The 18,011-nt window shown below is 73.3% G+C and carries 17 protein-coding genes; 4 read left to right on the top strand and 13 right to left on the bottom strand.

Annotated features, from left to right (window positions below):
• Positions 1–333: 333 nt before the first annotated feature.
• The 5 genes from PYR91_RS11575 to PYR91_RS11555 all read right to left on the bottom strand — a co-directional run bounded on the left by PYR91_RS11575 (position 334) and on the right by PYR91_RS11555 (position 5,839).
• Entirely contained in the window at positions 334–1,125 is a 792-nt protein-coding gene (locus PYR91_RS11575; protein ID WP_279779589.1) for an ABC transporter ATP-binding protein, read from the bottom strand.
• The gene (locus PYR91_RS11570; RefSeq protein ID WP_347943027.1) at positions 1,122–2,219 is read right to left on the bottom strand and encodes an iron chelate uptake ABC transporter family permease subunit; all 1,098 of its coding nucleotides are present in this window, start codon (positions 2,217–2,219) and stop codon (positions 1,122–1,124) included. Before PYR91_RS11570 ends, PYR91_RS11575 begins: the two co-directional genes overlap by 4 nt.
• A complete protein-coding gene (locus PYR91_RS11565) occupies positions 2,216–2,962 on the bottom strand; it encodes a class I SAM-dependent methyltransferase (RefSeq protein WP_279779588.1) in 747 nt (248 codons plus the stop codon). Before PYR91_RS11565 ends, PYR91_RS11570 begins: the two co-directional genes overlap by 4 nt.
• Positions 2,963–3,025: 63 nt before the next feature.
• Complete coding sequence (locus PYR91_RS11560; RefSeq protein WP_279779587.1) at positions 3,026–3,997, bottom strand: ABC transporter substrate-binding protein; 972 nt, start codon at positions 3,995–3,997, stop codon at positions 3,026–3,028.
• Positions 3,998–4,231: 234 nt separating this feature from the next.
• Positions 4,232–5,839 (bottom strand): MFS transporter, encoded by a 1,608-nt coding sequence (locus PYR91_RS11555; protein WP_279779586.1) that lies wholly within the window; start codon positions 5,837–5,839, stop codon positions 4,232–4,234.
• Between the two features lie 98 nt (positions 5,840–5,937).
• On the opposite strand from PYR91_RS11555, the gene PYR91_RS11550 reads away from it, so the two are divergent.
• Positions 5,938–6,525: an XRE family transcriptional regulator gene (locus PYR91_RS11550; RefSeq protein WP_279779585.1), complete on the top strand. Its 588-nt coding sequence runs from the start codon at positions 5,938–5,940 to the stop codon at positions 6,523–6,525.
• A gap of 120 nt (positions 6,526–6,645) precedes the next feature.
• Positions 6,646–7,515 (top strand): class I SAM-dependent methyltransferase, encoded by an 870-nt coding sequence (locus PYR91_RS11545; protein WP_279779584.1) that lies wholly within the window; start codon positions 6,646–6,648, stop codon positions 7,513–7,515.
• Positions 7,516–7,620: 105 nt separating this feature from the next.
• Here the strand turns inward: PYR91_RS11545 and PYR91_RS11540 are convergent, their stop codons facing one another.
• Positions 7,621–8,853, bottom strand: a complete 1,233-nt coding sequence (locus tag PYR91_RS11540; RefSeq protein WP_279779583.1) for an MFS transporter — start codon at positions 8,851–8,853, stop codon at positions 7,621–7,623.
• Between the two features lie 132 nt (positions 8,854–8,985).
• On the opposite strand from PYR91_RS11540, the gene PYR91_RS11535 reads away from it, so the two are divergent.
• Positions 8,986–9,918, top strand: coding sequence for a LysR family transcriptional regulator (locus PYR91_RS11535; RefSeq protein WP_279779582.1), 933 nt, complete (start codon positions 8,986–8,988; stop codon positions 9,916–9,918).
• Positions 9,919–10,081: 163 nt separating this feature from the next.
• Here PYR91_RS11535 and rox read toward each other — a convergent pair whose 3' ends face one another.
• The 3 genes from rox to PYR91_RS11520 form a co-directional block, all read right to left on the bottom strand.
• Complete coding sequence (gene rox, locus PYR91_RS11530; protein ID WP_279779581.1) at positions 10,082–11,509, bottom strand: rifampin monooxygenase; 1,428 nt, start codon at positions 11,507–11,509, stop codon at positions 10,082–10,084.
• A gap of 160 nt (positions 11,510–11,669) precedes the next feature.
• Positions 11,670–12,506: an NAD(P)H-binding protein gene (locus PYR91_RS11525; RefSeq protein WP_279779580.1), complete on the bottom strand. Its 837-nt coding sequence runs from the start codon at positions 12,504–12,506 to the stop codon at positions 11,670–11,672.
• On the bottom strand, positions 12,503–12,790 hold the full coding sequence (locus tag PYR91_RS11520; protein ID WP_279779578.1) for an antibiotic biosynthesis monooxygenase: 288 nt from the start codon (positions 12,788–12,790) through the stop codon (positions 12,503–12,505). The genes PYR91_RS11525 and PYR91_RS11520 overlap by 4 nt, the downstream gene beginning before the upstream one ends.
• Before the next feature lie 62 nt (positions 12,791–12,852).
• On the opposite strand from PYR91_RS11520, the gene PYR91_RS11515 reads away from it, so the two are divergent.
• Positions 12,853–13,305: a helix-turn-helix domain-containing protein gene (locus tag PYR91_RS11515; protein WP_279779577.1), complete on the top strand. Its 453-nt coding sequence runs from the start codon at positions 12,853–12,855 to the stop codon at positions 13,303–13,305.
• Positions 13,306–13,322: 17 nt separating this feature from the next.
• Here the strand turns inward: PYR91_RS11515 and PYR91_RS11510 are convergent, their stop codons facing one another.
• The 4 genes from PYR91_RS11510 to PYR91_RS11495 are packed head-to-tail and all read right to left on the bottom strand — an operon-like array spanning position 13,323 to position 17,847.
• Entirely contained in the window at positions 13,323–14,477 is a 1,155-nt protein-coding gene (locus tag PYR91_RS11510; protein ID WP_279779576.1) for an alpha/beta hydrolase, read from the bottom strand.
• 12 nt (positions 14,478–14,489) lie between these two features.
• A complete protein-coding gene (locus tag PYR91_RS11505; RefSeq protein WP_279779575.1) occupies positions 14,490–15,911 on the bottom strand; it encodes a S41 family peptidase in 1,422 nt (473 codons plus the stop codon).
• Positions 15,908–16,960: an ABC transporter permease gene (locus PYR91_RS11500; protein ID WP_279779574.1), complete on the bottom strand. Its 1,053-nt coding sequence runs from the start codon at positions 16,958–16,960 to the stop codon at positions 15,908–15,910. Before PYR91_RS11500 ends, PYR91_RS11505 begins: the two co-directional genes overlap by 4 nt.
• Positions 16,957–17,847, bottom strand: coding sequence for an ABC transporter ATP-binding protein (locus PYR91_RS11495; RefSeq protein WP_279779572.1), 891 nt, complete (start codon positions 17,845–17,847; stop codon positions 16,957–16,959). Before PYR91_RS11495 ends, PYR91_RS11500 begins: the two co-directional genes overlap by 4 nt.
• Positions 17,848–18,011: the final 164 nt, after the last annotated feature.

Genomic DNA, 18,011 nt, shown 5'->3' with positions numbered 1-18,011 from the left:
TGCCCTCGACCTGGGGGCACCGGGATCCCGGCCGCGCGCCGGCCGGTCAGACGATGACGCCGCGGTAGGCGGGCGGGCACCGCACGCCTTCCAGGCACTCGGCGTACGCCCCGTGCGCCGCCTCCAGGTCGCCGCGGTCCGCGGCGCGGCGACGAGGTACGCCCAGAACAGCGCGGCGTCGTCGTCGCGCCGGCCGAGCGAGAGCCGCGCCGCGGACGGCGCGTGGGCGCCCGTGCGTCAGCCCGTCGAGCCGCTCGGAACGGTCGGGCAGCGGCTCGGGAATCCATAAGGAGGCCCGCCCCGCCCGCCCGGGCTTCCCGGCCCGGGCATCGGTCAACCCGGGGAGGCCGTCTCGTCCAGCGGGGAGTACCACAGGTGAGGGCGGCCGTCCGGGGCCGCGCTCACCGCCACCCGCACGCGGTAGACCCGCTCGATCCATCGCGCGGTCAGCACCTCGGCGGGCGGGCCCGAGGCGACCACGCGCCCGGCCTCCAGCAGGAGGAGGTGGTCGCAGTACCGGGCCGCGAGGTTCAGGTCGTGCAGCGCGGCGACGACGGTGACCGGCGCGCGCGCCAGCATCCGCAGCAGGTCGAGCTGGTGGTGGATGTCGAGATGGTTGGTCGGCTCGTCCAGCAGGAGCTCGGCGGGCCGCTGGGCCAGCGCGCGGGCGATGCCGACGCGCCGCCGCTCCCCGCCCGACAGCGTCGACCAGCGGCGCTCGCCCCAGCCCGCCAGCCCGCATCGCTCCAGGGCCTCCTCGGTCTCCCGCGCGTCGCGAAGGTCGTCACGGCCCATGAGGGCGAGCGGCGACCGGTGGGGGATCCGGCCGAGGGCCACGACGTCCGCGACGGTCATGTCGATGTCGGTGGAGGACTCCTGGGCCACCACGGCCAGGCGGCGGGCGACCTCGCGCCGGGGCAGCCCGCCGAGCCGGCGCCCGTCAAGCAGCACCGTCCCGGCCCGGGGGCGCAGCAGCCCGGCCAGCAGGCGCAGCAGCGTCGACTTGCCGGAGCCGTTGGGACCGATCAGGCCCGTGAAACGCCCCTTGGGCACGCTGATCGTGACTCCGTCGACGATGGGGACGCCGTCGGCGCTCCAGGCGACGTCACGGGTGGCCAGGCTCATGACCCGGTGCTCCTTCCGCGCATGAGGACCGCGAACGCCGGGACGCCGATCAGGGCGGTGAGCACCCCGACGGGTACCTCGCGCGGGGAGAACAGCGTGCGCGCGGCGGTGTCGGCCCACAGCAGGAAGATCGCTCCGTACAGCGCGGCGGCCGGCAGCAGCACGCGGTGGCGGGTGCCCGCCAGGAAGCGGACGGCGTGCGGGACGACCAGGCCCACGAACCCGATGGCGCCGCTCGCCGCGACGAGGACCGCCGTGGCCAGCGCGGTGGTGACGAGCAGGACGAGCTGCGTCCTGCCCGGAGCGACGCCGAGCGAGGCGGCGGCCTCGCGCCCGAAGGCGAAGGCGTCCAGGGCGGGTGAGGCGGCCCAGCACAGCGCCAGCCCGGCTCCCGTCGCCGCCGCGCAGAGGGCGGCGGCGCTCCAGCTCGCCGAGGCGAGGGAGCCCAGCAGCCAGAACGTCACGCCGCGCGTGCTCTGCGCGTCACCGGCCCAGATGACGACCAGGCTGGTCAGCGCGCTGAACAGCTGGGAGACCGCCACTCCGGCCAGCACGACCCGCAGGGAGCCGCCCGGTGCCGCGCCGATGAGCGCGAGCACGCAGCAGAAGGCCGCGATGCTGCCGGCGAAGGCGCCCGCCGTCAGCGCGGCCGCCGCTCCCGAGCCCAGGCCGAGGATCAGGACGGCCACCGCCCCGGTGGACGCCCCGGAGGAGATGCCCAGCAGGTAGGGGTCGGCCAGCGGGTTGCGGGTGAGCGCCTGCAGGACCGCCCCGCAGACGGCCAGGCCGCCCCCGACCAGCGCCGCCAGCAGCACCCGCGGCAGGCGCAGCTCCCACACGATCGCGTCCCGCAGCGGGCTCAGCGGGTCCACCGGGAGGCCCAGGTGCGCGGCGACGGTCACGAACACCTCGCCCACCGACAGGCCCGCCGCCCCGACGGTCACCGCGACCGCCACCGACAGGGGCAGCAGCACCAGCCCCGCGCCGAGCATCGTGAGCGAGCGTCGCCGCACGGCCGGTGAAGCGGTCGCGGGCGCCCGCGGACCGGCGGGCACGGCCCCCGCGGCGGCGCGCGGCAAGTCGTCAGCGGTCATCGGCGGGCGAAGACGACGTGGTCGTCCAGGTACTGCCAGACGGTTCCCACCTCGGTGAAGCCCGCGGTGCGCAGCGCCGCGAGGTGGAACTCCAGCGGTGCCGGAGGCTGCGGCGGCCGGTCGGCGAAGCGCCGCTCCCGTTCGAGCGTCAGCGGAGCGAGCCGGGGGTGCTCGGCGGCCAGGGCCCACCACTGCTCCCACGTGGCGGCGCCGCCGGCGAAGGCCGCCTTCCGCACGGCGGTGTCGTGCTCGGCCGACATCCGCCGTAGCGCCGGCTGCCCGTCTCCGAAGCGCAGGTGGTCGGCGTTGAGGAGCACCGAGCCCGGCGGCAGCAGCCGCGCCAGCTCGGTGTACACCGCGAGCAGCTGCCCGGGGGACAGCCAGTGCAGGGCCGTGGAGGTCAGCACCGCGTCGAAGCTCCACGCGGGCAGCGCGGACGACCAGCCCGCGTGCGCCAGGTCGGCTTCGACCACACGCGCGCGGCCCTCGTAGGACTCCAGGACCGAGCGCGCGAGCTCTGCCAGGACCGGGTCGTGGTCGACGGCCACGGCACGCGCCCGCGGGAAGCGGCTGAGGACGCGATCGGTGATCGAGCCGGGCCCGCAGGCCAGGTCGAGCACGGTGGGGTCATCGGGGCGGTGCAGGCCGAGCACGTCGAGCATCACCTGGAAGCGGTTCTCGCGGTGGGCCACGTAGGCGGCCTGCTGGTCCTCCCAGCGGGAGAACAGGTCGCGTGGGGTCATCGGGGCGGTGGAGGGAGGGGTCATCGTGGTTCTCCGGAGAGGGGGTCGGGTGGCGGGCCGAGGTCAGCGGCGCAGGTCACGCATGCCCGCGCCGACCTGTTCGACGGCGCCGACGCTTCTGATCGAGGGGTCCATGGCCGACCCGGGCACGACGATGAAGCGGTTCTCCCTGACCGCCGTGAGCCGGGAGGCGACGGGGTCGGAGCGCAGGAAGCTCATCTTGTCCGCGGCGCTGTCGCCGTCACCGCCACGGGTGAGGTCGGCCAGCACGATCACGTCGGGGTCGCGCTCGGCGATCTTCTCCCAGCTGCCCTCGGACCACTGCCGGGGGATGTCGGAGAAGGCGTTGTCCGCGCCGAGGAACGTGGTGATGGTGTCGGGCAGTCCGCCACGGCCCGCGACGGCCGGGGTCTTCGTGCCGGAGTAGTACCACATCAGCTTCGAGCCCGCGCTCGCACCGGAGACGTCCTTGGCCGCCTGGAGCCGCTCACGCAGACCGGCGACCACGCTCTCGCCGCGCTCGGGGATGCCGAAGATCTTCGCGATGTCGACGACCTCGCCGAAGATGGCGTCGAACGTGACGGCGGAGGGGATCAGCCCGGGGTCCTCGCAGTCGTTGGAGGACAGGTAGGCCGGGATCCCGAGCTCGGCCAGCTCCTGCCGGGCGCCCCCCGCGTCCGGCGCGTAGGCGGAGGCGCGCATCGAGTAGACGAAGTCCGGCTCGGTGGCCAGCAGGGCCTCTCGGCCGGGGTACTGGGCGGCCAGGACGGGAACCCGGCCGTAGTCGGCTTCGAGCTCGGGCAGCACCGGATCGGTGCGGTACGCCGTGCCCGCCATGCGGCCGGCGAGCCCCAGCGCCAGCATGATCTCCGTCGCGTTCTGCTCCATGGAGACCGCCCTGCGCGGCGGCGAGGCGATCTTCAGGGGAAGCCCGCAACTCGTCAGCTCCGTCACGGCGGGCGCGGCCTCGCGCGCACCGGCGGCCGGGGCGTCCGCGTCCGCGCAGGCGGTGAGCGCGAGTAGGAGGGAGCCCATAACGAAAATGGGAACGGTTTTCATAATGGAGGACTGTAGCGCAGCCGGAGAAGGCGCGAACACCAGGGTGGCGGCACCGGAGAGGGGGGAGTGGCGGAGCGTCCGGCAACGGAGAGGACCGGCCTGGGCGGGGTGCACGACACCGGAAAGGACTCGCCTGGGCGGGGTGTACGGCGCCGCGAGCACGGTGCCGGGCACCCCGCCGGAGCACGAGCGGTTGGGCTTGCCGTGCGCTCAGTTCCCGCGTGGTGAGCCGGCGGCGACGGCCTCGGTGGCCTCTGTCTCGTCCTCGACGGCGGGGGCCGTGTTCTTCGGGCCCCGGAGGGCGATGTAGAGGAAGAGCGCGCCCATGACGGCGACGCCCGCCCACATGGCCTCCTGCCAGCCGTCGACGAAGGACTGCTGGGCGGCACGCAGCAGGTCGCGTGCGTGCGAGCCGGCGCTGGGCGCCACCTCGGCGGCGTTGGCGACGCCTTCGCGCGCGATGTCGGCGGCGACCCGAGGAACGCCGTCGAGCCTGTCGGCGATGGCGCCGCGGTAGCCGGCGGACACGAGCGCGCCGAGCAGGGCGACGCCGAGCGCGGTGCCGAACTCGCGGGTGACGTCGTTGAGCGCGGAGGCGACGCCCTGCTTCTCGCGCGGCAGGGAGGCGGTGACGGCCTCGGTGGACGGCGTCATCGACAGGCCCATGCCGAGGCCCATGGCGAGCAGGCCGGGCAGGATGGAAAGGTATCCGCCGTCGACGGAGACGAACAGGGCCATGAGCGCCAGGCCGACGCCGGCCAGCGCGACGCCGGTGGCCGTCGTCGAGCGGGCACCGATGCGGGCGGCGAGGACGGGGGCCAGGCCGGAGGCCGCCATCATCATGACGGCCATGGGCATCATCGCGACCGTGGACAGCAGACCCGACCAGCCCAGGACGACCTGGAAGAAGGGGAAGAGGACCACGGCGATACCCGCCTGCACGCCGAAGACGACCAGCAACGTGATCGACCCCGCGGCCAGGCCGCGCTCACGGAACAGTCGCACGTCCAGCAGTGCGGCGTCGCGGCGGTGCGACTGCCAGGCCACGAAGCCGATGCCGGCGATGAGACCGACGGCGAGGCCGACCAGGGTGGCGGGGGCGGTCCAGCCGCGTTCGGGGCCTTCCTGCAGGACGAAGACGAGGCCGACCACGGCGACCGTGGAGACCAGCGCGCCGGCGGTGTCGAAGCGATGGGCCGGCTTCTCACGGGAGTCGGGAACCGACCTCAGCGTCATGGCCGCGGCAACCACCACCAGGGCCACCGGCAGGGCGAACAGCCAGCGCCAGTCGGCGACGTCGACGAGGAGCGCGGAGAGGAACATGCCCAGGATGCCGCCGCCCCCGGCGACGCCGGTCCACACGCCGATCGCCTTGCCGCGCCGCTCCTCGGGGAAGGTGGAGGTGATGACGGCCAGGGTGATCGGCATGATCATCGCCGCGCCGACACCGCCGGCCACGCGCGCGCCGAGCATGACCTCCGCCGTCGGGGCCAGGCCCGCCACGACGTTCGCGGCGCCGAAGACCCCGAGCCCGGTGACCAGCATGGGCTTGCGGCCCAGGCGGTCACCGATCGCGCCGAGCGGGAGCAGCAGCGCGGCCAGGGCGAGGGTGTAGATGTTGATGATCCACAGGATCGTGCTCTGCGAGGCGCCGAACTCGACGGCCATGTGGGTCTGCGCGACGTTCAGCCCGGACACCGACGCGATGACGGCCATCAGGGCGATCGAGACGGCGACCAGGATCGTACGCAGCTGACGCGCATCCGGGCCGCCCTCGCCTCCCGCGTGTCCGGCCGCCCCCAGGGCAGGCTGGTTCATAGTCATCGTTTCCTCTCAGAAGGGGGGGTGCGAAAGGCAGGCGAAATCACTGCAAGGACGCTAAGCCCTTATTGCACGCAGGGCATAGGATGTTGCCTATGACGCAAGAAGATGGAGAGCTGGACAGCCTCGTACGCAAACGCATCCGCGCTCTGCGGGTGGCTCAGGGCTGGTCGCTGGAGGAGCTGGCCACCCGCACGAACCTCAGCCAGTCCTCGCTCAGCCGCATCGAGAGCGGCCGGCGCCGCCTCGCGCTGGACCAGCTCGTCATCCTCGCCCGCGCTCTGGACACCACCCTCGACCAGCTCGTCGAGACCGCAGCCGACGACGTCGTCACCAGCCCGATGATCGACGGCGCCCACGGCCGGATGCGCTGGTCCGTCAAGGGCGACCCCGGCATGAGCGTCGTGCGCCAGCGCATGACCGAACCACCGCCCGAGAACCCGGCGCGCATGCGCGCTCACCCGGGGCGCGAATGGCTCGTCGTCCTGTCGGGCACCGCGATCCTGATGCTCGGCCACCGCCGCTTCCGCGTCGAGACCAACCAGGCCGCCGAGTTCCCCACGATGATGCCGCACGCCATCGGCGCCGAAGGCGGGCCCTGCGAGATTCTGGGCATCTTCGACCGCGACGCCCGCCGCGGCCACCGGAACGAGGGCTCCGAGCGCGACGACGCTCCCGAATGACGGCGCGGCCCGCACGGCGGCACATGCGCACCTTGCGCGCCAGGCAGCAGACCCGGCCATCGTCTTGCGCAAGTCGGGAGAGTGCATGCCTCAGGCGCATACCCGCCCTATCGTCAAGGCATGACCCAAGCACACCCGCACACCTCTCACCACGACGCCTCGCACGGACACCACCAGCACGGAACCGGCGGGCAGGTGGAGATCCTCGACCTGGACGCCGAGGTCCTCTCCGAGCACACGGCCTCCATCACCGCATGGCTCCCGCTGCGTACCGCCCCCCGCCAGATCGTGGATCTGGGCTGCGGCACCGGGGCGGGGACCTTCGCCCTGCTCGACCGCTTCCCCGACGCGCACGTCACCGCCGTCGACACTTCCGCCGAACACCTTCAGCGTCTGCGCGAGAAGGCGTGCGCCCGTGGCACGCAGGAGCGCGTGCGCACCGTGCTGGCCGACCTCGACGCGGGCGGGTGGCCCGACCTCGGATCACCGGACCTGGTGTGGGCGTCGGCCTCGATGCACCACATGGCCCACCCCGCCCGCGTACTGCGCACCGTCCACGACCTGCTCACCCCCGGCGGACTGTTCGCCGTCGTCGAACTGGCGGGCTTCCCCCGCTTCCTGCCCCCCAGCGCTCCCGAGGACCGGCCCGGCCTGGAAGAACGCGCCCACGCCGCGGCCGACCGCATGCGGGCCGGGCACATGCCCCACCGCGGCGCCGACTGGGGCCCGATGCTCACCGGCGCCGGATTCACCGTCGAGGGTGAACGCACCATCACCTTGAGCATCGAGGGCTCACGCAGCGAGGCGATCGGCCGTTACGCACTCGGCGGCCTGCGGCGCGTCCGCGGCGTCGTCGCCGAGACACTCTCCCGCGAGGACCTCACCGCGCTCGACCGGCTCCTCGACCCCGACAGCCCTCACGGCATCGCGCGCCGCGACGACCTGACGATGCGCACCGAGCGCACCGTCTGGGCCGCCCGCCGTCCCTGACTCCCACCCGCCCCCGGCCACCTCCGAGCAGCGCCGGCACGCAGCGGGACTCCACGAACCGCACGCGCCGCCGAGCCCGGGGGGCGGGCGCCGGGTGCTCACCGTTCAGCCTGGTCCGCCGTGACCGGAGCGCGCGTGCTCGCGGCGGGGGAGCAGGAACGGGGTGGCCAGGAGGAGGACCCCGGCGAGCGCGATAGCGGTGCGAAGGCTGGTGACGGCGGCGAGCAGGCCCCATATGGCGGTCAGGGCCGCGATGGCGACGCCGGCGCTGATCGACCACGCGGACAGGGTGCGGGCGACCCGGCCCGTGTCGGTGTGGGCGAGCCGGTAGGTGGCCAGCACCGGGTTGAAGACGCCGCAGCACGTCACCAGGCCGAGTTGGACGGCGATGACGAGCACGATCCCGGGGACGCCGGGCTGGACGAACGCCAGCCCGATGGGCCAGCACGCGCGCAGGGCCCCGACGGTGAGCATCACCTCGTGCCGGCCGAACCTGGCCACGAGCCGGTGCGCCAGCCGCGCCCCGATGAGGCCGCCGACGCAGGGGACCGCGAACGCGAGGCCGTACTGCCAGGGGGCGAACCCGAGCCGGCCGAGCAGGAGCACGGCGAGCAGCGGCTCGGTCGCCATGATCAGGCCGTTGACCAGGATCGTGTTGAAGAAGAACCTGCGCAGCGTCGGGTGGGCCAGGATGCCGCGCCACCCTTCGAGCAGGTCGCCCGCGCGCGGGCCCGGGGCGCCGGCGCGTGTGGGGCGCGGCTCGCTTCCGCCGATGGCGTGGATGCCCAGCGCCGACAGCAGGTAGCTGACCGCGTCGGCGATCACCGTCGTCACCGGGCCGAAGACGCCGATCGCGGCCCCGCCGAGCGGCGGTCCGACCACGATCGCGGACCACGTCGTGGCCTCGAAGCGGCTGTTCGCGACGAGCAGGTCCTCAGGCGGCAGGAGCGCCTTCAGGTACGCCCCGCCGGCCGCGCCGAAGGCGATTTTGGCGGCGGCGACGACGACGGAGACGACGAGGAGCTGGGCGAAGCTGAGCAGGCCGAGCGCGAACGCGGCGGGGACGCTCATCAACGCCGCGAACCGGGTCAGTTCCATCGCCACCATCACCGGCCGCTTGCGGCGGAACTCCACCCAAGGTCCGAGCGGAATCGCGACCACGGCCCCCACCGCCAGCCCCACGGCGGACAGCGCCGACACCTCGGCCGGACCGGAGTGCAGCACGAGGACCGCGATCAGGGAGAACGCCCCGAACCCGAAGCCCGTGCCGTACGAGCTGACCGCGTACGCCGCCCACAACCACCCGAACCGCCGCCCCAGCGACCGCCTGCCCGTCATGCGCCCCAGCTCTCGTCGGCTCGAACAACCACGAATTGACCACTGGCATCCAAGCGGCGAGCGGACCAGGGGATCAAACAACCGATCCACCGGAACGACACAACCAGGCGTTGTGCGACTAACCTCGCCGGTGTGGATCTCGATGCCGTGCGCACCTTCGTGGCCGCCGCCGACGCGGGGCGGTTCCAGGACGCCGCCGACGAGTTGTCGATCACCCAGCAGGCCGTCTCCAAGCGCGTCGCCACCCTGGAGAGGAACCTCGGGGTCCGGCTGTTCACCCGCACCGCGCGCGGAACGCGGCTCACCATCGACGGGCAGGCGTTCCTGCCCCACGCCCGCGAGCTCCTGCGGGCCGAGGATCGGGCGATCGCCAGCGTTCGTCCCGGCCGCCGCGCGCTGCGCGTCGACGTGATCGGCCGGCGGCTCGCCCCGGCCGCCCTGCTGGGCGAGTTCCATCGCGTGCATCCCGAGGTGGAGCTCGACGTCGTGACCCTCTTCGACGCGGACGCGGCCGTCGCCGCCGTCCGGTCCGGCACGATCGACGCGTCCTTCCGCGCCGTCACCATGCCCGGCCGGCGGCTTCCCGACGACGTCGGGGTCGCCAGGGTCTTCGACGAACCCGTCCAGCTCCTCACCGGGCCGGCCCACCGGCTCGCCGGCGTTCCCGCGGCAACGCCCGCCGAGCTCGCCGGGCACCGCATCTGGATGCCGGGCATCGTTCCCGGAACCGAGTGGGCCGCCTTCTACGACGACCTCGCCGCCGCGTTCGGGCTCACCATCGAGATCACCGGCCCCGGCTTCGGCACCGAGCCCCTGCTGGACACCATCGCCGACTCCCGGTCGCTGGCGACCTTCGTCGGCGAGCGCACCCGCCTGGTCTGGCCCGCCGACCACGGCCTGCGGCGCATCGCCCTGCGTGACCCGACGCCGGTCTACCCGCACTCGCTGACCTGGCACCGCGACAACCCGCACCCCGCGCTCGCCGCACTCCGCGACCACTTCGGCTCCGGACGGCCCGAGCACCCCGACGGCGAGGTCTGGACACCGGCCTGGGCACGGCGATAGGAGGCCGGCCCGCCCGGAGGCCACGACCCCGATCTCCCCGGCACCAGCGGTTACCGGGCGATCGACGTCGTCTCGGCGGTGCGCTTCTCCGGGACCGCCAGGCTGGTCACATGCCGCTCGACGGCGCGCCTTCCCCGTGAGCGATGACGTCCGCGAGGGGCCCTCAGCCGGCGGCGGCGCCGAACCACCTGGGCAGGTGGCTGAGCAGCTCGCGCTGGTTGTCACCGACCCACGCCACGTGGCCGTCCGGGCGCAGCAGCGCGGCCGGCACGTCCAGCTCCCCGCCACCGTCGATGACGTGGTCGACGCGGCCGGCCCAGCCCGCCACCGAGAGCCGGCCGGTCTGGTCGAGCAGCAGCCCGCGGCCGCCGCGCATCAGCTCGTAGAGGCGCCCCCGCTTCAAGCTCACGTCACGCAACCGCCGGCCGAGCCGGTGATGCCCCTCGCCGAAGTCGTAGCGCACCCCGATCGCGGTGATCTGCTCGATCAGGTACCGGTTCACCTCCTCGAAGTCCATCAGCCGCGACATCAGCCGGCGCACCGCCCGTGGCCCCGGCTCGGTGGACGTCAGCACCATCTGGGCGCGGGTGTTGTCCAGCACGTCGGCGGCCACCGGGTGCCGTTCGGCGTGGTAGCTGTCCAGCAGCCCCTCCGGCGCCCAGCCGCCGACCTCGGCGGCCAGTTTCCAGCCCAGGTTGAACGCGTCCTGGACGCCGAGGTTGAGCCCCTGCCCGCCCATCGGCGGGTGGGTGTGCGCCGCGTCGCCGGCCAGCAGCACCCGGCCGGTCCGGTAGCGCTCGGCCAGCCGCGTGGCATCGCCGAACCGGGACAGCCAACGCGGCGAGTGCACACCGAAGTCGGTGCCCGCGGTCACCCGCAGCTGCCGCCTGAACTCCTCCAGGGTCGGTGGGACCGTGCGGTCCTCCGCCACTCCCGCGGCGGGCACGACGACGCGGTACGCCCCGTTCCCGAGGGGCCCGAGGCCGAACCGCAGCTCGGTCTTGCGGACCTCCGCGACGACGGCGGCGAGCACCGCCGGATCCTCGGTCGCCTCCATCTCGCCGAGCAGCGTCTCGACGGTGGAGGGCTCGCCGGGGAAGCCGACGCCGAGCAGCCTGCGCACGGTGCTGCGGCCGCCGTCGCAGCCGACGAGGTAGCGCGAGCGCAGCCGCGTGCCGTCGGCCAGTTCGACGCTCACCCCGTGTTCGTCCTGGCTCAGGCCGACCAGCTCGTGACCGCGCCGGATCTCGGCGCCGGCCTCGGCGGCGTGCTCGGCCAGCAGGCGCTCGGTGATGGTCTGCGGGATGCCGAGGACGTAGCCGTGCGCGGTGTCCAGCCCGCCGGAGGGGGGCTTGGCGATGCCGGCGAAGAAGCCGCCGATCTCGTGCCGCCGGCCGAGCGCGAGGAACCGCTCCAGCAGACCGCGCTGGTCCATCACCTCGATGCTGCGCACGTGCAGACCGAGCGCGCGGACGTGGGGCGGCGGCTGCGCCTCCCTCTCCAGCACGAGCACACGCACACCGTGCAGCCGCAGCTCGCCGGCCAGCATCAGGCCGGTCGGCCCGCCACCGGCGATGATCACGTCAATCATGGAACCCCCCGCTCGACAAGCTCGACCACAGCGGCCCGCGTACCGCGCGAGCCCCCGATTTCCGCAGGTCTTCGGCTTCGAGCGGAGATTCTGCGGCACGACCCCGGTCTTGCCGCAAGCCCCCCCGTGCGCTATACGTTGAGAGTGGCGGGGGGTTCGGCTACCCGCCGAGCTGGGCGGCGTAGTCGCGGGCGAACTGGGCGGACGTCCTGCCCGGCCGTCCCGTCACGGCGGTGTACGTGGGCGTGGTGAAGTCGCCCCAGCCCGCGTCGTAGGCCTCCATGTACTCCTTGGTGACCTCCGCGTCCCACTCCTTCATCCCGGCCTTGAGCAGCATCGGGAAGGCGTCGTCCGGGCTCAGCGGCCGGTAGGTGATCGGCCTGCCGTGCACCGTCGACAGCGTGTCCGTCAGGTCCCGCAGCCGGATCGTCTCCGGGCCCGTGAGCGTGTAGGTTTCCCCCTGGTGGCGCGCGGGGTCACGGAGCACGACGGCGGCGAAGTCGGCGATGTCCCGCACGTCGATCATGCCGATCCGGCCCTCCCCGGGGGCGCCGTAGAAGGTGTCGCCGTCGACCGAGCCGAGAATGTTCTGCATGAAGTACGCCGGGCGGATGACGGTCCAGCCGAGGCCGGAGGCCGTGAGCTCGATGTCCGACAGGGCGTGCAGCCGTCCGTTGCGGGTCGGCGCGTCGTGCCCGGCGCCGATGGCCGACATGCGGACGATGTGCCGCACCCCCGCCTTCTTGGCCGCCGCGACCGCGTTGCTGCTGGCGTGCGTGGAGTCCGGGCCCATGGCGGTCAGCAGCCACACCGTGTCCACGCCCTCGAACGCCTGGTCCAGCGTCTCCGGGTGGTGGAGGTCGCCGACCGCCACCTCGACGCCTGAAGGCGCCTTGGCCCTGTCGCGTACCAGTGCCCGCAGGTCCGCCGTGCCCCCCAGCGAGCGCAGCACCTCTGTGGAGACGGTGCCGTTGGCACCGGTGATCAGGATGGTCATTCCGAAGTCCCCTCTTCCGTGGAAACGAGTTCGTCGATCAGGGCGAAGAAGGCCTGGATGCCTGGCCGATTGCCGCCCTTGGCTCGGGAGGCCGCGAAGTCGGCCGGCGAGCGCCACTCCACGATGTCCAGCCATTCGCCGTCGGACAGGCGAACCAACTTGGCGCCCAGAAACCCGGCCCGGTCGGCCTGGAAGTCCGCGATCATCCCGTCACGGGCGGCCAGCAGGGCCGTCGCGTGCCCGGGAGAGACGCGGAACCTGGTGATCTCCACTGTCGTCGTCACACCAGGAAAATATAGTAAGAAATAGTGACTGTCAAAATTAGTGACCAAATGGGAGGCGTGCGGTGCGGAGGAGCGAGCGCAAGCGGGAACTGCCCGACCTGGGGATCCTGTCCAGCCGGACGTTGTTCAGCCTGCAGAAGGAGCTCTACTCCCGGTTGGCGGAGCTGGGGCACGCGCGGGTCAGGCCGCGCCACGGGGCCGTGCTGGCCTACCTGGACGTGGAGGGCAGCCGGGCCTCCGATCTGGCCGCGCAGTCGGGCCAGCACAAGCAGGTGATCGGCACCCTGGTGGACGAGCTGGTGACGCTCGGGTACGTGGAGCGGCGGCCTGATCCCGCCGACCGCAGGGCCAAACTCGTCGTGCCCACCGACCTTGGCCGCGATCACATGGTGAAGTCGGACGCCGTCCTGGTGGAGATGGAGGCCGAGCACGCGCGGGAGGTCGGCGAGGAGGCGTACGCGGAGTTCAAGCGGGTCTTCAAGCTGGTCGCCGAGCGCCAGACCGCGACGAAGTGACCGTCGCCGCGCGGGTCTCAGGATCGGCCGCAGGCCGCCGGGCAGAACGTGACCTCGGGGTAGCGCGGGGACGGCCCGTCCAGGAGGGGGCGTCGTCGTGATCTCAGGTGCCGGTCGAGGAAGGCCGCCACGTAGGTGCGGGTGAGCTCCGCGCCACGGGCCGCGGGCAGCATGCCGGGGAGGGGCTCGATGCCGAGGACGTCCGCCACCAGCGGGATGTCGGTGAACGACTGGTGTTCGGCGTCTGTCAGCACGAGCCAGCGCTTCCACCCGGTCAGCCGCTTCCAGTCGCGGTCCCAGGAGGTGTCGGGTCCGCCCGGGACGTGGTTGCGCGAACCCAGGAACATGAACGGCCGGGAGAGCCCGCTCTCGGGGACGCGGGCGTAGGTGGTGCCGTCCATGTCGATCCCGGCGCGCACGCGCGAGTCCTTCAGCATGGCCGCCACGGCGCTCGCCCCGCCGATCGACTGGCCCACCATCGCGATCCGCGTGCGGTCGATCAGGCCGGGCCGGTTCCGGGCGGAGGTCAGCCGGTCGAGGACGAAGGAGACGTCGGCGGCCCGGCCCTGGACCAGGGCGGCGTGGGAGCCCGGGTCGGTGTCGCTGTCGCAGGCGAGGCACTCGGCGACCCGCCCGTCGGACAGGGTGGTGGCGTAGCTCTCGTGGGTGTGGTCGATCCCGGCCACGACGTACCCCCGGCTGGCCAGGTCCTCGGCCAGGGACGTGAGCGTGCTCACCGGCTTGGTGAAGCCGGGGGAGAGCACCACCAGTGCAAGCCCCTTCCCCTCGGGGGCGGCGTCCTCGACGGCGTTGGTGCGGGTCCTGCTCAGCGTGTCGTACGGCGTGGTCGCGATCCCGGAGCCTTTCAGGAGGAGTTCCGCTTCCCTGGGCGTCATGTACGGCGCGCGCTTCCCCCCGCGCCGCCCGGTCGGGTACCACAGGGTGACCTTGAGCTCCCTGATGTCGGCGTCGAGGTCCCAGGGGTCGGGGCGTGAGGTGTCGGTCAGGTGCAGGGTGGTGGTGCCGACCGGATGGGCGCCGGTGGGGGCGGGCAGGGTGGCGGGGTCGGGCGGTTCGGCCGGCGGGGCGTCGGACCTGGGCGCGGCGGGGGCGGAGCAGGCGGACACGGCGAGGACGGCCAGGCCCGCGGCGAGGGTCAGGAGTCTTCTCATGGGGAGGTCCCTTCACGTGCGCAGCAGGGTCAGGGCCTTGGCCAGGGCGAGGTCGCGTCCGGCGGCCGCGTCCTTTGGGGTGAGGGGGATGTGGTGGTCGGGCGGGACGCCGATCCGGTCGATCACCTCGCGGTGGGGGCCCCGGTGGTGCCTGGTGGGGAAGCTCAGCACGGTGTTGTCGCCGAGCAGGTACGGCGAGGCCGGGCCGGAGACGGCCCCGGCCGTCCTGGTGCCGACGAGCAGGCCAGCGCGCAGGTCTTTGATCGCGGAGCTGAAGTGCTCGCAGGCCGAGGCGCAGCCGCGGTCGGTGAGCACCACCAGCGGCAGGCCGACCAGCTCGACGGTGTCGTCGGTCCACATCGTCTGGCACCTGCCGTCCACGGCGCACTGGTAGGCGGTGGGCTTGCCGTGGACGAACGCGCTGACCAGCCGGGCCGCCTCCACGGGGCTGCCGCCGCCGTTGCCGCGCAGGTCGAGCACGACGCCCGACAACGTCCGGCCGGTGCGCAGCCGGGTGATCGCCCGCAGGACCCGGTTCGCGGAGTCGGGGGAGAACTGGGCCATCTGGACGTAGGCGATGTCGTCGTCCACCAGCTTCGATCGCACCACCCGCAGGCCGGCCGGATCGCGCGGGAAGAGGCCGGGCTGGAGGGTGGCGGTCCAGCGGCGTCCGGTGCTCTGCCGCAGGAGTCGCAGCTTCACCGGTCGCGCCTCTGGATACTCCGGGTAGAGGCCGGCGATCGCGGGGGTGGCCTGGCCGTCGACGAAGGGCGCCGACCCGTCGATCCCCTCGATGAGGTCGCCGGGGCGCAGGCCGGCGGCCCGCGCGGCGCCGCCCTGCACGGCGGTGACGAACAGCGGGGGCAGGGCGGCGCCGGGGTTGGCGTCCATCTGGAGGCCGTTGACGTTGGCCTGGAAGCCCAGGCCGTAGGCGTCGCCGTCGTGGAGGTCGGGGTGGCGCTGGACGTCGTGTGCCCAGCGGGCGTGGTTGTCGCCGAGGGCGGCCACGACGGCTTGCAGGGTGACGTCGGCCAGCCGGTCGCGCAGGTCGGGGACCTGGTCGGTGATCTTTCGGTAGACGGCTTCGAAGGCGGTCCAGTCGGCTTCGCGGTCGCCGGTCAGGGCGGGCATGGTCGCGTCGGGGAGGTCGCGGCCGTTGCGGTTGAGTTCCCGGGTGAGGGCGACGAAGCCGGCGGTCAGCAGCGAGCGGGCGTCGAGCGTGGCGCCGCTGTAGTAGGCGCCCAGGATGCAGAAGTAGGCCTGCTCGACGACGTCGATCGTGGTGGGCTTCTCGGCCGCCGGGGGGCCCTGGGGCCGTGCGCAGGCCGTGCCGGCCGCGGTGCTCGCCTGGCTGCGCGGTGGCGCAGGCGCGGTGCAGGCGGTGGCCAGGAGGAGGGCGAGGCCGGCGGCGGCGGCGGCCCTGGCGGCGGTCATGACAGGCGCCTTCGGATCCACCAGAAGCTGAACCAGGTGAGGCCGGCGGTGAGCAGGGCGTAGATCCCGGTCTCGATCCACTGGAAGGGCCAGAAGCGGTCGAGCGGATGGTAGGTCGCCTGCTGCCGGTAACCGAGCCGGTTGATCTCCACCCAGCAGGCGTCCAGGCCGTCTGGCCCCAACCTCTGCGGCGCGCAGGGGCCCGACGTCATCGAGACGGGGACGGGCGCTTCCTCGCCGCTGCCGGCGATCCTCCGCCCGGACGGATCGACGAGGTCGCTGGACATGACCCAGGCGCCCGCGTGGCCGGGAACCGCCGCTTTCGTGGAGATCCGCACAGGCCCGCCCTCTTCCGCCACGTGGATGCCGCCCATGTTCACCTGGCTGACCGCGAAGGTCGCGCCGACCGGCGGCATCAGGTGGGGGCGGACCAGCAACGGCATGGCGAACTGGACCGCGGCGAACAGGGCCAGGGTGAGGGCCATGGCGGGCAACGTGCGGCGCACCAGCATGCCCACGGTCACCCCCAGGACCACGGCGAAAGCCGCGTATCCCATCGGGACGACGCCACGCGCGCCGAACACCAGCGGGGCCATCAGCGCGAGATCTGGAACGGCCGACTTGTCCAGGGGATCGGACCACCAGGTCACCGCGAGGCCGCACAGGCAGGCGGCGGCCATGGCGGTCAGGCCGGTGAGGCCGAGCTTGACCGCCAGCCACCGGCGCCGGGTGACGCTCTGGTTCCACACCAGCAGGTGCGTGCTCGCCTCCAGCTCGCGGGTGACCAGCGGTGCCCCCCAGAAGAGCCCGGCCAGAGCGGGCAGGGCCAGCACGACGAAGCTGACGGCCACGAAGATCAGCTCGTGTCCGGCGAAGAAGCGGTCGAAGAACCGCTCACAGGTGCCGTCCGGGGTGCAGCCCGCGATCCCGGCAGAGTAGCGGGAGGCGAGGTCCGGGCCGGTCAGGGCCAGTACGACGGCGAGAACGACGAGGACGGCGGCCATCATCGCGGCCGAGCCGCGGAACTGGCGCCAGGTCAGCCAGATCATCGCCACACCTCCAGGGGGGCTCGCCGGTCGTCCGCGGTCCGCCTGTCCATGTAGGCCAGGACGAGGTCCTCCAGGCCGACCCGGGTGACCGTCCAGGCGGGATCGCGGATCGGGGCGTCGGTGCGGACCACGTACGTGCTCTGCCGGTCGGTGTGGCTCGCGGAGACCACGTGCTGGCCGGCGGGGAGCCGGCCGGGGTCGCGGCGCGGGCCGGTCAGCCGGTGGTGGGTGGTCAGCAACCGGTCGACGTCCCCGGCCATCCGGACGCGGGAGTCGACGAGCACGATCAGGAAGTCGCAGACCCGTTCCAGGTCGGATACCAGGTGGGAGGAGAGCACCACGCTCAGCGCGTGCCCGGCGGTGGCCTCCGTCAGCCCCTGCATGAACTCGCGGCGGGCCAGCGGGTCCAGCGAGGCCACGGGCTCGTCCAGGATCAGCAGCTCGGGCCGCTTGGCCAGGCCCAGGGTGAGGGCGAGCTGGGCGCGCTGGCCGCCCGACATCCTGCCCGCCCGGTGCGCGGGGGCGAGGCCGAGCCGTCCGACGCGTTCTCGCGCCATGGCGGCGTCCCAGCGGGGGTTGAGCCGTGCGCCCAGGCGCAGGTGCTCGGCGACGGACAGTCCCGCGTAGAGGGGGGTGTCCTGGGCGACGAACCCGACCTTGGCCAGCTGGGCGGGCGTGCCCCCGGGCCGCCCGCCGAGCACGGTGACCTCACCCGTCGTCGGTTGGAGCTGGCCGCCGGCCAGCTTCAGCAACGTGGTCTTGCCGGCCCCGTTCGGGCCCACCAGGCCGACGACGTGGCCTGCCGGGATGTCGACGGTGCACTCGCGCAGCGCCCAGCGCTTGCCGTACCTCTTGCCCAGTGCCTGGGCCTGCAGGACAGAAGCCACGCCGTGTCCTCCTGAGAGATGGTCCGAAGGGTGGTCATGAACAGCGCCGCGACGCTTTCGGGGAGGTCGCGGCTCCGGAGCGCCGTGATGGCGGGAACGAAACTATGAGCTGCCCTCGCCGGCGCGCGTCGGCCGCCGTACCGAGATCGCGTACCTCCCGGGAA

Origin of the sequence: Sphaerisporangium sp. TRM90804 (genome assembly GCF_029846175.1) — a bacterium.
GTDB lineage: Bacteria > Actinomycetota > Actinomycetes > Streptosporangiales > Streptosporangiaceae > Sphaerisporangium.
This window is presented reverse-complemented; position numbering and strand designations above follow the sequence as displayed.

Excerpts from the sequence above, each read along its gene's own strand:
- PYR91_RS11575 (WP_279779589.1), bottom strand. The coding sequence starts at position 1,125 with ATGAGCCTGGCCACCCGTGACGTCGCCTGGAGCGCCGACGGCGTCCCC.
- PYR91_RS11570 (WP_347943027.1), bottom strand. The coding sequence starts at position 2,219 with ATGACCGCTGACGACTTGCCGCGCGCCGCCGCGGGGGCCGTGCCCGCC.
- PYR91_RS11565 (WP_279779588.1), bottom strand. The coding sequence starts at position 2,962 with ATGACCCCACGCGACCTGTTCTCCCGCTGGGAGGACCAGCAGGCCGCC.
- PYR91_RS11560 (WP_279779587.1), bottom strand. The coding sequence starts at position 3,997 with ATGGGCTCCCTCCTACTCGCGCTCACCGCCTGCGCGGACGCGGACGCC.
- PYR91_RS11555 (WP_279779586.1), bottom strand. The coding sequence starts at position 5,839 with ATGAACCAGCCTGCCCTGGGGGCGGCCGGACACGCGGGAGGCGAGGGC.
- PYR91_RS11550 (WP_279779585.1), top strand. The coding sequence starts at position 5,938 with ATGACGCAAGAAGATGGAGAGCTGGACAGCCTCGTACGCAAACGCATC.
- PYR91_RS11545 (WP_279779584.1), top strand. The coding sequence starts at position 6,646 with ATGACCCAAGCACACCCGCACACCTCTCACCACGACGCCTCGCACGGA.
- PYR91_RS11540 (WP_279779583.1), bottom strand. The coding sequence starts at position 8,853 with ATGACGGGCAGGCGGTCGCTGGGGCGGCGGTTCGGGTGGTTGTGGGCG.
- rox (WP_279779581.1), bottom strand. The coding sequence starts at position 11,509 with ATGATTGACGTGATCATCGCCGGTGGCGGGCCGACCGGCCTGATGCTG.
- PYR91_RS11525 (WP_279779580.1), bottom strand. The coding sequence starts at position 12,506 with ATGACCATCCTGATCACCGGTGCCAACGGCACCGTCTCCACAGAGGTG.
- PYR91_RS11510 (WP_279779576.1), bottom strand. The coding sequence starts at position 14,477 with ATGAGAAGACTCCTGACCCTCGCCGCGGGCCTGGCCGTCCTCGCCGTG.
- PYR91_RS11505 (WP_279779575.1), bottom strand. The coding sequence starts at position 15,911 with ATGACCGCCGCCAGGGCCGCCGCCGCCGCCGGCCTCGCCCTCCTCCTG.
- PYR91_RS11500 (WP_279779574.1), bottom strand. The coding sequence starts at position 16,960 with ATGATCTGGCTGACCTGGCGCCAGTTCCGCGGCTCGGCCGCGATGATG.